The sequence below is a fragment of the Methanococcoides seepicolus genome (assembly GCF_023684405.1).
Taxonomy (GTDB): Archaea; Halobacteriota; Methanosarcinia; order Methanosarcinales; family Methanosarcinaceae; genus Methanococcoides; species Methanococcoides seepicolus.
In genome coordinates this window covers 52319-65868 of sequence record NZ_JAGSOI010000005.1, presented here as the reverse complement: position 1 = coordinate 65868, position 13550 = coordinate 52319, and the positions used below count along the sequence as shown (strand labels likewise).

Below are 13550 nucleotides of genomic sequence, written 5' to 3'. Positions count from 1 at the left end.
TCGCTTACTCTGGCTTGAATCCATATGCGGTTCTCTTCTCAAATATTGTGTGGACCCATTCGATGACCTCTGCGTCATCTCTGAATGCAACATTATCCACACGGTAGATTGTGGTTCTCTTTGCAGCTTCTTCCTCGGACATTGGTTTTCCGAAGTCGACCTTTTTATCGATAGCTCTTCCTACCTGGTCCTTGTGCATAATTACTACGCCGTTCTCAAGGCGGCATCTGTCGAGCATATCGAACATGATACCGTCTTCTGGGAGACGGAGTGAGTGGCCGTGCACTGTTGCGCCACGAAGACTTGCAAGTGCCGGGCAGGTCATTTCTGTCTCGAGCTGGAACTTTGCGACCTCTTCCATATCTCTTTCACGAGCTTCTACGACCTGACGACCGGAAAGTGTACCTGGGTCGACACCTCTGTAGTTGATAGCTACTGCGTAGGATCTGAAGTATGGGGTTGAAGGTGCGTTGTACATTGAGTCAACGAACTGAACGTACCTTACCCTGTCACCGGCTTTAGCGCCTGGTGTTGCTTCGACCATCTCTCTGACTGAACATTCTGGTTCACCCATCTCAGCGAGTGGAGGGTGTGTGCTTGGGTAGTCGCTACCTGGTGCACGGTGTCCGAGTACTAAGGTCAGATCATCATCAGAGACTTCCCTGAGTTTCTCTACCTTACCGGACATGTGTTTTCTTCTGTTCTCTGCAACGGATGTTGCACCTGGATAATACTGTGCTTCGTATGCCATGTTATAACACTCCTTAATTATCGATCGATCTCATTGTAGTTTTAACGGCCTTCACAAGTTCGTTTAGTTTATCCCTTGAACAGGATTCACCTCTTGTGATGCCTGTAACGATATCCATGACTTTACCTTTCGTCTGGATCTCGTCACTTTTTGGCTTTACAATCTTGGTCTTTATTCCCACCCTTGCAAGATCCTCAAAATCAATGTTTGCTTGACAGACGATTATTGCCGGGGTATCTGCTTCTTTTAGAATTTCCCTTACTTTCTTAACCACGTGATCCCGTATGTTTCCGGTATGGATGACAGCCAGTTTATGTCTGGATATCTGGGCAACCTCTTCAGGTGTTATCCCGAATGAACCTGATCTCATAGGAGTATCAGGAATGCCGGATCCAGAATTCAGTACCAGTACGCTGACCTGTATCTCCTCCCTGCGCATGCCGTATGTGAGTTCACATATCGGCTTTGTGATATGTCGTCTTCCCGGGCTCATTGCAACTGCGATGACATCGGGGCGTCCTGTCTCAGAGAGTGTACCGCGCTGTGCGAGTCCTCCTCCTCGACCAAGGCCCATTCCGTGCCTGCAATCTACAACTTGTGTTTCCCGGTCGAACAAATCGATCACTCCGCTGGATTTAACATACAGACACGATTTCCGACCTTTCCTTTCGGATCAGCTAGCCCTAAAGTAGTTGGGTCAGCATCAGGTCCGCGTTTTGCATAGTCTGAAACGGTTTGCCTCTTTTGTATGAAAAGTCCTTCCCGGAACTCATAGCCCATCGGTAGTGTTCGCTCGCACACTTTTCTGATGTTGTCTCTGACTTCTTCGTTAAGGATCTCCAGCCTTATGCGGCCAACAATTACAGCAAGGTCCATTTCCGTTTCACCGATCTGGATATTTTTACTGAACTTGTGATCAACATCGTGTCCGGTTGCCGGTCCGTATGGCACGGTCTTTGGCAACCTTGGGCCATGTACGAATGCCCTTGTGATACCTTCGATATTGCTCAGTTCATTGAGTAGTTCCTGTGCGGTCTCCGGACTCAGAAACCGTGCTGGACATATCTCGATCTGAATGAGATCTTCTAAATTCGTAGTAGGATCGACCATTATGTATTACCTTTGAGATCTGTTAGAACACTTGTATTAGAGCGCCCCTGCAACTGCCTTGATTGGCTCTCTGAATTCTTCGATTGAACCGAACACATTTCCGACAAGTGCAGATGTCTTTTCGATAGTTATCATCTGAGTACCTGCGTCAATTGAACATGCAGCGGATACACAAGGAATTGCGAATCCTCTGGAGTGTCTTGTTACAACGTGGTTACCGTTGAAGATACCTGGACCTCCACCGCCGTAGATTGAGTGGCTGAAGAAAGAGAATCCGACTCCAGTACCCTGTGCTCTACCCATGTCACAGCCAGGAAGGCCTGTTTCCTTCTCGATTATATCGTTGAAGTACAGGATGGTTGATGACACGTTCTGAGCTGCTCTGCCTGCTCCACAGTTTACGAGTGTAGCTGCGAGCTGACCAGCTGCTGTGCATGCGTTCCACATGGAAACGTCATTTGCTTTGTAGAATTTGTATCCGGATGGTGCTACGTGGTCAACTTCGATGACGCCGAGGTCGAGTGCTTTCTCGACAACTGTATCGATAACTGTACCAATTGTACCGCTCTTACCGTTCTCTTTGACTATGTCGTAGACAACGTTGTCAGCGTTAAGGCCCTGATATGCGAATCCGAGCAACTGGTGTCTCTTGAATGAACCTACTGCGTTACCCATCTCGAACATACCTGCCTGCTCGTAGATCGAGGAGAGTGCAGCAGCGTTCATTGCCTTTCTGCCTGTGATAGCAGCGACGTGGTTGGTCATGATGTTCCTAAGGGAGAAACCGAGACCTTCATTCTGCTGTGGTATGCTGAGAATTGATGCAACGTTACCGCCGCTCATGTCCATGGTCTGTGGGTAGCTACCCCAGACAGCGCCCTTTACGAGTGGTGCATCGAACATGTCGGTGTTGAACGTATTGATGATGGTCTCTACAACAGCTGCGCCACTTACTGTGCTTCCTGAAACGAAGTCAGCACCAGCGTCTGTTCTTGCGCTTGGAACCTGCACAAGAAGCTGTTTTCCGCCACCGATCACTTTTACGAGTGTGTCGTCATCATCGCTTACCTTTACAAGGTTTGCAACAGACTCTGCGATAGCATCTGCGTTCCCTACGATATCATACTTAAGATCGCGTCCGAGAATCTGACGTCCTTTACCACCATACTTGCCGGTTGCGAGACCTTTCTCGATACCTGCAAGATTGATAGCAACAGTTCTCTTTGTGTCTTTGATGATCTTTCCGATTGCTGCATTAGATGTTGGGGCGAGGTCGTTTATATCTACATCGCTTTCCAACAGTGTACCTCTGTCGTCATATATGTCTATTTTGTCAGACACGTATATTTCCTCCTAATTTTATTACGGGAACTCTTCCTGGAAATCACATAATTGAACTAATGGTCGGAAGTTCTTTCCGATCTCCATTAATGTGTTTTTTATATTTCCAATTGTAGTCCCTTCTAGTCAATTCAAAATTGAAATGCTGTTTTTATGTTTAAGCTTTTGCATTTGGATTATGAAGGCACGTCTCAATCTCGAGAAATCGTGGACAATTCTAATGGGGATTGGTATGGGTCTGAATAATTACATACAAACACGCATACAAAATACATACGTTTTGAACAATTTGTAATAACAAATGTGTATTTAGGCACTATATATTTTAATTTATTAGGTTATAATAATCACAATGTGACTTACCCGTTTTTACACCACAAATGATTTGTATCACATAAATTAAGGTATCTCCGATCGATATGGAAATTGTAGCGGATGTTGGAGGTAACCCAGGTGTGGATTGCCGTGGGTTTTGCAGTTATTGCTATTTCAAAAAAGTGAAAGATGTACCTGCGTTTGGTTGTAAACATTGTTTTCCTTTTTCAAAGGGGTGTGACTATTGTACACGTGGTGTAAAAGAGCTCTACTCCGGTTTCAAACCTGCTCAATATGTCATGGGGGAGGTCTCACAAGCTATCCATTTTGGCAGTGGTGACCTTGAGAAGATCACAATAAGTGGCGGTGGCGATGTCAGTTGTTACCCTGAGCTCAAAGAACTTGTGACCTTCCTCTCACAGTTCCGCAAACCCATCCATCTTGGATACACAAGTGGAAAAGGATTCACCTCTGAAGACGATGCCGCGTTCTTTATCGAGAACGGCGTAACTGAAGTCTCATTCACAGTATTTGCCACCGATCCTGTGATCCGTGGAAAGTACATGAACGACCCTGAACCAGAGATCTCATTGGTCGTGCTTCGTGAGTTCTGTGCAAATTGTGAGGTTTATGCTGCTATCGTAGTAATACCGGGCATCAACGATGGTGCCGTACTTGAAAATACATTGAGTGACCTCGAAGAGATGGGTGCGACAGGTGCTATTCTAATGCGATTTGCAAATTCAAGGGAAGAAGGCCTTATTCTTGAGAACGCACCAATAATGGACAACATCAAGACCCAAACTGTGGATGAGTTCACCCAAATGGTTCGCGAAGCCGCATCCAAGCACGATCTAAGGATCACGGGCACACCTCTGGAAGATCCTCTTATAGGTTCTCCTTTCGCCATACGTCTGCATGATGACCTGCTGGCACAACTTCCTGAGGTCCGAAAAAAGGCCACGATCCTCACAAGTAAGGTCGCTGCAGGCAGGCTGTCCGAAATATTTGACAAGCTCGGGGGCACTGTTAATGTAATCGGACTTAACAAGGATATTGGCTGTCTGATAACCATTGATGACCTCAATGGTCTCGATCTTTCCGAAGTCACAGAAACAGTGCTGATCCCTGGGCGTGCCTTTGTTCATGATCCCGAAGCAAAGGCTGTACTTTCTGCCGATGGTGTCGATAGGATGGTAAGGCGTGGCCCTGAATCCTTGACCGTTGATGGTGAGATGTCGATCGGCATGACTGAAAAAGAGGTTCTTGAAATTGAATTTGAGAATTTCAAAGAACTTGTCGAACACATCAATGCGATCGGTATGCCTGTATAAATGAAAATTTTACAGTAATATCTTACCGATATGGGTATCTTGCAACATATTAAAGTTACAATATATTGCAATTCACAATATATTGCAACATGTTGGACGGCATGTATCGCTCCATATCTTTTAGTATCTCAGACCTTCCTACCTCACATGAAGTCGGAAAGTCCCATCTGTTTTGACTTATCATTTTCGAAAAGGGATTTCATATCATAACCTATCAGTTCGATACGTTGTTTTGTATAGCTGGAAACATTATACTCTTCCGCTACTTTTATGGAAACCTGCAGGTATTTCTTAACAGATCCTTCGTGTACTGTCAGTATCACACGCCCGCCGCATTTCGGACAACTTCCGGTAAGAGGTGGCCTGCGGAACTTGGCAGCACATTTGACACATCTGGTCCCCTGTCTTGAAAATGCCCTCAGGTTGCCGAACATATCCGGCAGAAAATGTGATGTCAATACCCTTTCCGCAACATCGGGTGCATCCACTGCGCGTATCTTCTTAGCAAGCTCAAGTTGAGCGTCCATTTTCTCCACCATGGTCCCAAGGGTCTTGTATGCACTTTTGAGCGGTCCGGCAGCAATATTGGATGTGTCGTGGGTGAACATGAACTCTTCATATTGCAGTGTCGTACCCAATCTGCCACTTACAAGGTCCATGGTATTTTCAAAGTCCTTTGGATTTGCGATGTTCTGGGTCGCTTCATAGAATTCCAGCGGGTAGGATGCACACATATCTATATTGTGTGCTTCCTTATCGACCTCGCTTGGATCGAGGCGGGTGGTCAGAACAAGCGGTGCATCCATCTGTCCTCCCCTCTTGTCGGGGAGATAATCACGGGAAAAATTAAGAAGGCCATCCATAAGAAGCATTACGCAGTCTTCATCCCCGTCACAGTTCCTCCTTTTTGCTGCATGGAAGTACGGATGTGCATAACCCACTGAAGCAGTGGTGAATCCGAGAAGTCTTCCAAGAACACCTGCGGATGTGTGGGGTGCAAGTCCCATAAGAAGCACGCCAACAATATCGTCTATGTGTTTTGTATTGTAGTATGGGGCGACCTTATAATATTTCACTAGCAGATCATCTATATACTGTGTGATCCTCAAAATATAGTCGGCGGCATCATATGAGATCACCAGGTCCTGTACCTTGAGGCAAAGTACCTGCTCACTATCGGTTAGAGGTTTGCCATAGATGTCTTTCAAATAGCCCAGTTCTATCATCCTTTCACAACTGACGCCTATCTCTGATGGTCGTATGTGGGTAAGGGGGATGTCCGACATATCATATCGTACAGTCCCATCTTTGAATGTGAACAGATCATGTTTAGCTCGGAGAATACCTTTCTCAAGAGGCTCCGGTGTCATGTGCTTTGACATCATCTTTTTGACACCTTTGAAAGAATCGAGGTGATCCCTTTCTCCTATATTCGCATAAGCTTTCTGATAAATGCTTTTGAAATCGATCTTACGCATGCTGGTACAGGTGGTCTTGGAATCGCATTTCGGACATTTTGCCTTGTTTACCGAAATACCACATCTTGGGCAGAACAATTTCGGTAACGTGTATTCTCCACAGTCACATCTGAATTCAAAGCCTTCCACTCCACACGCAGGGCAGATCCTATTTCCTATCTCTACCGGGATCATGCCTGTCTTTGAATTCGTGTTGACCTTGAAATTTGCTGCCTTCTCGAGACTTCGGGTGTTCCCGCCTGCCTCTGCAATGGGGAAAAGCGCATGTGGTGCCGGTGTCATTTTCCTTTTATCGGATTTTTCCGGTCGCCCCATTCTGGCACCAATTCTGGTTGGGGCGCGTGGTCTGACTACAAACCCGGCTATCTCATTGATGTTCTCGAGCAGCTCTTCATGCTCAAGTGAATCCCATCCTTTAGAGAGCCTTTTGTCAAGTCCGAGAGAATAGATAAACGGAAGTGGCTCTTCTATAATTATTGTTGGACCCTCTACCTTGTGTTGTACAAGGAGGTCTTCGAGTACCTTCTTCATTCCTGTATCAATTGTTCTTTGTAGTGGCAACTTGAGAAATGACCCGTCCGCTTCAAGCAGACCATCTTCCGAAATAAGGTCTGCAAGTGCTGTGTACTGGGAATTGTCAATGTCATGCCAAAGGTATGTGAATTTCGGGTGCAGTGGTATGTTCAGTTCCTTGCACAGGTCCAATGCAACCTCTTGTGTCGGCTCTTTCAGTTCCGCCTCATTGGTTTCTGCATCTGGGGCGGCTTTCCTGTATTCTTGTATCCACCACTCAAAGCAATATGGGGAAGGTGCAAGGGGATGGTTATTCTCAAGGAAATCCCCGTAGTTGATTAGTATCTCACCGATATCAATTATTTCTTCTACTTCGGAACGAAGGGCGTATGCCTCCTCGATGGTGTCTATTCTGATAACATCGCCGTTGTTAAGGCGCACAGTGGGTCCTTCAATGGAATCTACCGGGGCCATGCCTGCGGCCTTTCCAGGGCGTTCCACCTTTAGCTGTGTTCCGGGTGCAATGAAATCATCCATCACTATCATTCCGGCAGGACTTATGCCCGCAGCTGCGAATGAGGTATTGCGTGATCGTCCATATCGAAGTCTGAACCCGCCTGGTCTTGATGGATGGGAAAAAACAGGTCTTCCTGCAATGAGGTCCCGCATATACTTGTCCTTTGGTTTTATCTTCGGTTTCCCATCCGTCTCTTCATCTTCACCACTCTCGGATGAACTTTTTACACCGGAGATTAGTTGCTCGAGCCATTCCCAACCATCGATCTTCAGATTTTTCACATGTTTTTGTATCTTCGGGGCTTTCAGTGCCAGACCTTCGGCAAGTACCAATGCCATTCCGCCACGTACTCGGTTAGTGTTAATTCTCTCAAGGTTGCGGTGTCCTTCTACTTCTTCTGCTTCGGTGGGTTCTCCATCAATACAGATTGGACAGTTCTCTACAATAAGGCGTATCTCTTCCTCAGAAGGGGTGTACTGGAGACTTGCAACCCGTTTGTAGAGCATGATCTCTTCGATGTAACGCTCAACTTCTTCTTTACGAGGTTTGTACCTGTCGATACCAACGCCTCTGCGCACATAATCTCCAACAAGGACAGATAATGCCTGTGCTGTACCTCCGGCACTGCGTATCGGGCCTGCATAGAATATGCTCACATATTCAGAACCATCATCGTTCTTTCCTATACTTGCACGGTCGATCCCTTCTATGGGAGCTGCTACAACCCCTTCTGTAAGCATTGCAACAGATACGCGTATGGCAGCTTCGATGGCTTCTGATTTCGAGTCGAACTCTCCTACCTTTCCCTGGGCGACCTCTCTTCCAAGTGCCAGTGCAGCTTCTTCCCTTGACTTCGTTTCTTCAAGCTTGCGTATAAGTTCGGCAACCCCTTTGACCCCGATGAGGTTTTCCACACGGTCGGCAAGGTCTTTTGCAAGAGGTATCTCTACATGTGGTTTTGGATCTTTGCCTCTGGATCGGGCATCATTTACAATGTCTATCTCTTCCTTTAGTGTGCCTTCAAGGGTGTTGAAGTACTCATGCATTTCATCGCTTGCAACTATTTCTGCCATATTGGGTTGTTCTCCCTTCTTGTCAGTGATTATAGGGTGTGAAATTAAAAAGATGTTGATGTCCATTGAAATTAAACCGCATGTTTTTATATTTGTTAACTATATGATTAATTAGTAACATTTAGTTTAATGAGGTGTATAAAATGAAATGGGGTATACTAACAATTCTGTTGATTATTTCAATGCTTTCAATTCCTGCATCTGCAGATCTTTTTGATGATCTGGACCTTGTTGTGAACGATTTTAATGAGAACGTCGATCATGTTCCTTCAAGTGTTAAATATGTTATAGGAAATGAAGAAATGCTTTTGCTCATCGATATGAACGATGCAAGCATACTTGCTATAAAAGCAGTAACGAATGTAGATCTGGAGGTTACGACTTTTGAAGAAGTAAATGCTTCCAATCCTGGTTTTGAACCAGCCCTTATTATAACTTCCAGTGAAGATGTGGTGAGGGAGCTACTGGATTCCGAGGATGCTGTTGCGGATTTCAATGATGCATATGATAATGAAGAGATCAAGATAGAGGCAGCAAGCACCATGGATAAGATCATTATCTCTGTAGGTGGAGCTTTCTTGAAACTTTTAGGTTCTGTTGGAATTGTATGAATATCGCATTAAAATATATATTTTAATTCTTCTCCTTTTTTTACATTTTTCTCTTTTTTAAGGGTTATGGGATGTTAATGGTCATAGTTAACTCTCATATTATATTATTATAATAATAGTATTTATTACGTTTTGTTTATAAATGCTTACCAGAAACTACATAAAAGTATATGTTCAATTAAGTTCAATTTCGGCTTATGAAAAACGTATTGATCCAAAGCTGGGTCTGAATTGATAATTATGAGGTACAAATAATGACAGTAAAAATAACGGAAACTATTCTGAGGGATGCTCACCAATCCCTTCTCGCAACACGTATGCGAACCCGTAACATGCTGCCTATCATCGACAAACTGGATGAGGTTGGCTACTATTCCCTTGAAATGTGGGGTGGTGCAACATTCGATACATGTATCCGTTATCTGAACGAAGATCCGTGGGAGCGGCTCCGGGAGCTTAAGAGTCGTATGGAGAACACTCCTGCACAGATGCTTCTTAGAGGCCAGAACCTTGTAGGCTATCGTCACTATTCTGATGATGTTGTGGAAAAATTCGTTACCAAAGCTCATGAGAACGGTATTGATATCTTCAGGATATTCGATGCTGTTAATGATATACGCAACATGGAGAAAGCTATCTCCGTTGCAAAGAATGTCGGTGCTCATGTACAGGGTACTATCAGTTATACAATAAGTCCGGTACATACAGTGGAGAAATATGTCGAGTTTGCAAATGAGCTTGCTGAACTTGATTGTGATTCTATCTGTATCAAGGACATGGCAGGCCTTCTCGCACCGCATGAAGCATATGAGCTTATAACTTCACTCAAGAAAGAGGTAGGACTTCCTGTGGCACTCCACTGCCATTGTACATCAGGAATGGCATCCATGAGCTACTTGGCTGCATGTAAGGCAGGTGTCGATATTCTCGATACGGCGCTTTCTCCCCTGGCAGGAGGAACTTCCCAGCCACCGACAGAATCTATTGTTGCTGCTCTTCAGAGGACAAAATACGACACAGACCTCGATCTTGGGTTATTCACAGAGGTTACAAAATATTTCAAGGACCTTAAGGAAGAGTTCCGGGGTATCCTTGACCCTATCTCTGAGCAGGTTGATGCTAACGTATTGTTGTATCAGATACCTGGTGGTATGCTTTCCAATCTTGTTTCACAGCTTAAGGAGCAGAATGCCCTTGATAAATATGAGGCGGTTCTGGAGGAGATGCCAAAAGTACGTGAGGAGCTTGGTTATCCTCCGCTTGTCACCCCGACCAGCCAGATTGTAGGCACACAGGCTGTATTGAATGTGCTTATGGATGAGCGTTACAAGGTTGTTCCAAATGAGGTCAAGGATTATGTACGTGGTTTCTATGGCAGGTCACCTGCACCTATCAGTTCCGAAATGATCGCGAAGATAATTGGCGATGAAGTGCCCATCACATGTCGTCCTGCAGACCTTCTCAAACCTGAGTATGAGTCCCTTAAAAAAGAGGCTGAAGAGAAGGGTCTTGTGAAGAAAGAGGAGGATGTCCTTACATATATCCTGTATCCTGCGATCGCACCTAAGTTCCTGCTTGGTGAGGCTGAGGAGGAGGAGCTTGTTCCGGTAAGGGCAGCGACTGGTGTTGCACCGGTGAATGTGGCCATACCAACGGATTATAGGGTTGAGATCGAGGGCGAGGTGTTCGAGGTCAAAGTAGAGCCTGCCGGAGGTTCTGTCACTGTTGCCGAGAAGTCTTCAAAGGCTGTTGAATGTGAGGGTGCGGTTACAAGTCACATGCAGGGAATGGTCCTTTCCATGAACGTAAGTGTCGGGGATACTGTTGAAGAAGGGGATAAGGTCTGTGTGATCGAAGCCATGAAGATGGAGAATGCCATCCATGCTTCCCATAACGGTGTGGTAAAGGAGATCTTCGTTTCCGAAGGGGATCTGGTCGGTACGGGCGAAGTACTAATGGCTATTAACTAACAGGAGTTCTTATCATGTTCAAGAAAGTCCTTATAGCAAACAGGGGTGAGATCGCTATCCGTATAATGCGTGCATGCAGGGAACTTGATGTTTCCACAGTTGCTGTATATTCGGATGCTGACAAGAATGCCCTTTTTCCAAAATATGCAGATGAAGCATATCATATCGGTCCTTCACCTTCAAGCCAGAGTTATCTGAACATGGACAAGATAATCGAAGTGGCAAAAGAGTCTGGTGCGGAAGGGATCCATCCTGGGTATGGATTCCTTTCAGAGAACCCGGTTTTCGCAAAGAAGTGTAAGGCTGCTGGGATCGTGTTCATTGGTCCTTCCAGTGAGGTCATTGAGAAGATGGGCAGCAAGATCGCTGCAAGAAAACTTATGATCGAAGCCGGTGTTCCGGTGGTCCCGGGATATGACAAGGCTATTGAAGATGTGGATGAAGCCCTCGAGATGGCTGATTCCATTGGTTATCCTGTGATGATAAAAGCATCTGCAGGTGGCGGTGGTATTGGTATGAAGGTCGTCTATTCAAAGGACGATTTCAAGTCTTCTCTGGTGTCTATCCAATCGGTAGCACAATCTGCTTTTGGTGATCCTACTGTGTTCATTGAGAAGTATGTGGAAGAACCTCGTCACATCGAGTTCCAGATACTTGCAGATAGTCATGGTAACACCGTTTATGTGTCGGACAGGGAATGCTCTATTCAGCGTAGGCATCAGAAGCTCATGGAAGAAGCTCCATCTCCGGTGCTGAGCCCGGAGCTGCGTAAGAAAATGGGTGAGGCTGCTGTCAAAGCGGCAAAGTCCATCGGTTATGAGAATGCAGGTACTGTCGAGTTCCTATATTCCAAGGGTGATTTCTATTTCCTCGAGGTCAATACACGTCTTCAGGTGGAACATTGTATCACAGAGCTTGTTACCGGTATAGATCTTGCGAAACAGCAGTTGCTTATTGCATGTGGAAAAGAACTTCCTTTCAAGCAGGAAGATATTAAGATAACAGGTCATGCATTCGAGTGCCGCATCAATGCCGAAGACCCTCTCAATGATTTTGCACCTTCTCCGGGCAAGATCACCAGGTACCGCTCACCAGGTGGTCCGGGTGTACGTATAGACAGTGGTGTTTATATGGGCTATGTCATACCTCCTTTCTATGATTCGATGGTTGCAAAGCTTTGTACCTGGGGTGAAACTCGCGAAGAGGCTATTAGCAGGATGAAGAGAGCACTTTATGAGTTTGTCATCATTGGTGTAACTACCAATATTCCATTCCATAAGGCTGTTCTTTCCAATGAGGCGTTCGTACGTGGGGACCTGACCACTCATTTCATCGAAGACAATAATATCCTTGAGGCAGTAAAGGAAGTCGTGGAGCATGAAAAGGAAAAAGGTTCCACTCTTGCATCTGTACTTGTCAATAATTCACGTAAGACAGCAGCTGCTACCGCGGCAGTCAGTGCTTATGTAAATGCTGCAAAACAGCAGTCAAACTGTCAACAGACTAAATAAGGTCTGTTGATATATTGTTCTATTATCATTTGAATTTGGGGGTATTACTTGACTGACAAGAAAATGGATATAATCAGAGCTTTGAAAAATGCAGGAACTGATCCAATTTCCGGTGAAGAACTTGGGCAAAGACTTGGTATTTCCAGAACGATGGTCTGGAAATATATTAAAGCACTTGGTGAGGAAGGTTATGTCATCAAATCCTCGCCTGGTTCCGGTCATGTTCTGGTCTCAGCGCCCGACAAACTTTATCCGTCGGAGATAATGGATGGTCTTGACACGAGTATCATTGGGGTTGATATTCGATATTTCGATGAGGTTGATTCAACCAATGATATCGCAAAGAAGATGGGACCACTGTCAGATGAAGGTTCTGTTGTAATTGCTGAAATACAGGACAGCGGTCGTGGTCGCAAAGGTGGACATTGGGTATCTCCAAGAGGCGGTGTCTGGATGTCCGTTATCCTTAAACCGAATGTGGTTCCAGCATATGCACCACGTTTTACTCTCATGGCCGGGGTTGCCGTTGCAAGGGCAATTCGTGAATTTGGTATTGAGGCATCTCTTAAATGGCCAAATGATGTTTTGGTCGGGGATAAGAAGGTCTGTGGAATTCTGACAGAAATGGATGCGGAAACCGATCAGATCAATTTTGTTGTCATTGGTATGGGTATCAATGTCAATGTGTCCATAGAAGACCTTTCGGAAGATATCCGGTCGAGTTCAACAAGTCTTAGTGAGATAAAAGGCGAAGAGCTGGATAGGATCGCTTTTGTTCAGGCATTGTTGAGGGCACTTGAAGATGAGTATGTCCGATCTAAGACATTAGGTTTCGATTCAATTCTTGAGGAGTGGAGATCCCTGTCTTCAACTATAGGCCGGGATGTGGATGTGGTGACGCCGCAAAGGATGATAAGCGGAAAAGCAGTAGGTATCACTGAAAATGGTACTCTTCTTGTGGAGACTGCAGAAGGTCTGGAAGAGATCGTTGCCGGAAGTTGCATTCATAGATAATGGGTGTGGCGC

The 13550-nt window shown here is 45.4% G+C and carries 10 protein-coding genes; 5 read left to right on the top strand and 5 right to left on the bottom strand.

Translation table 11 applies throughout. The features are described 5' to 3' along the window. Window positions 1–4: 4 nt before the first annotated feature. Genes mcrG through mcrB form a run of 4 tightly spaced genes read right to left on the bottom strand, consistent with a single transcriptional unit; the run spans window position 5 to window position 3202 of the window. On the bottom strand, window positions 5–751 hold the full coding sequence (gene mcrG, locus KDK67_RS02390; RefSeq protein WP_250867239.1) for a coenzyme-B sulfoethylthiotransferase subunit gamma: 747 nt from the start codon (window positions 749–751) through the stop codon (window positions 5–7). A gap of 13 nt (window positions 752–764) precedes the next feature. Beyond that, a complete protein-coding gene (gene mcrC / locus KDK67_RS02385) occupies window positions 765–1367 on the bottom strand; it encodes a methyl-coenzyme M reductase I operon protein C (RefSeq protein ID WP_276575036.1) in 603 nt (200 codons plus the stop codon). A gap of 5 nt (window positions 1368–1372) precedes the next feature. Further along, window positions 1373–1861, bottom strand: coding sequence for a methyl-coenzyme M reductase operon protein D (mcrD, locus tag KDK67_RS02380; protein ID WP_250867238.1), 489 nt, complete (start codon window positions 1859–1861; stop codon window positions 1373–1375). A 36-nt stretch (window positions 1862–1897) separates the two neighbouring features. Then, window positions 1898–3202, bottom strand: a complete 1305-nt coding sequence (gene mcrB, locus KDK67_RS02375; protein ID WP_250867237.1) for a coenzyme-B sulfoethylthiotransferase subunit beta — start codon at window positions 3200–3202, stop codon at window positions 1898–1900. Window positions 3203–3621: 419 nt separating this feature from the next. Between mcrB and mmp10 the strand changes: the two genes are divergently transcribed. Next, window positions 3622–4851, top strand: coding sequence for a methyl coenzyme M reductase-arginine methyltransferase Mmp10 (gene mmp10, locus KDK67_RS02370; protein ID WP_250867236.1), 1230 nt, complete (start codon window positions 3622–3624; stop codon window positions 4849–4851). Between the two features lie 143 nt (window positions 4852–4994). On the opposite strand, the gene KDK67_RS02365 is transcribed toward mmp10, so the two are convergent. Next, on the bottom strand, window positions 4995–8432 hold the full coding sequence (locus KDK67_RS02365; protein WP_250867235.1) for a DNA polymerase II large subunit: 3438 nt from the start codon (window positions 8430–8432) through the stop codon (window positions 4995–4997). 143 nt (window positions 8433–8575) lie between these two features. Here KDK67_RS02365 and KDK67_RS02360 point away from each other — a divergent pair, with 143 nt between their 5' ends. The 4 genes from KDK67_RS02360 (at window position 8576) to KDK67_RS02345 (ending at window position 13538) form a co-directional block, all read left to right on the top strand. Beyond that, on the top strand, window positions 8576–9043 hold the full coding sequence (locus KDK67_RS02360) for a hypothetical protein (protein WP_250867234.1): 468 nt from the start codon (window positions 8576–8578) through the stop codon (window positions 9041–9043). A 254-nt stretch (window positions 9044–9297) separates the two neighbouring features. Continuing rightward, window positions 9298–11013, top strand: a complete 1716-nt coding sequence (gene oadA / locus KDK67_RS02355) for a sodium-extruding oxaloacetate decarboxylase subunit alpha (RefSeq protein ID WP_250867233.1) — start codon at window positions 9298–9300, stop codon at window positions 11011–11013. Between the two features lie 14 nt (window positions 11014–11027). Next, window positions 11028–12524, top strand: a complete 1497-nt coding sequence (locus KDK67_RS02350; protein ID WP_250867232.1) for an acetyl-CoA carboxylase biotin carboxylase subunit — start codon at window positions 11028–11030, stop codon at window positions 12522–12524. 48 nt (window positions 12525–12572) lie between these two features. Beyond that, window positions 12573–13538 carry a biotin--[acetyl-CoA-carboxylase] ligase gene (locus KDK67_RS02345; protein ID WP_250867231.1) on the top strand — a complete coding sequence of 322 codons (966 nt, stop codon included), beginning with the start codon at window positions 12573–12575 and terminating at the stop codon, window positions 13536–13538. Window positions 13539–13550: the final 12 nt, after the last annotated feature.

Excerpts from the sequence above, each read along its gene's own strand:
- KDK67_RS02350 (WP_250867232.1), top strand. The coding sequence starts at position 11,028 with ATGTTCAAGAAAGTCCTTATAGCAAACAGGGGTGAGATCGCTATCCGT.
- mmp10 (WP_250867236.1), top strand. The coding sequence starts at position 3,622 with ATGGAAATTGTAGCGGATGTTGGAGGTAACCCAGGTGTGGATTGCCGT.
- oadA (WP_250867233.1), top strand. The coding sequence starts at position 9,298 with ATGACAGTAAAAATAACGGAAACTATTCTGAGGGATGCTCACCAATCC.
- KDK67_RS02365 (WP_250867235.1), bottom strand. The coding sequence starts at position 8,432 with ATGGCAGAAATAGTTGCAAGCGATGAAATGCATGAGTACTTCAACACC.
- mcrG (WP_250867239.1), bottom strand. The coding sequence starts at position 751 with ATGGCATACGAAGCACAGTATTATCCAGGTGCAACATCCGTTGCAGAG.
- mcrD (WP_250867238.1), bottom strand. The coding sequence starts at position 1,861 with ATGGTCGATCCTACTACGAATTTAGAAGATCTCATTCAGATCGAGATA.
- KDK67_RS02360 (WP_250867234.1), top strand. The coding sequence starts at position 8,576 with ATGAAATGGGGTATACTAACAATTCTGTTGATTATTTCAATGCTTTCA.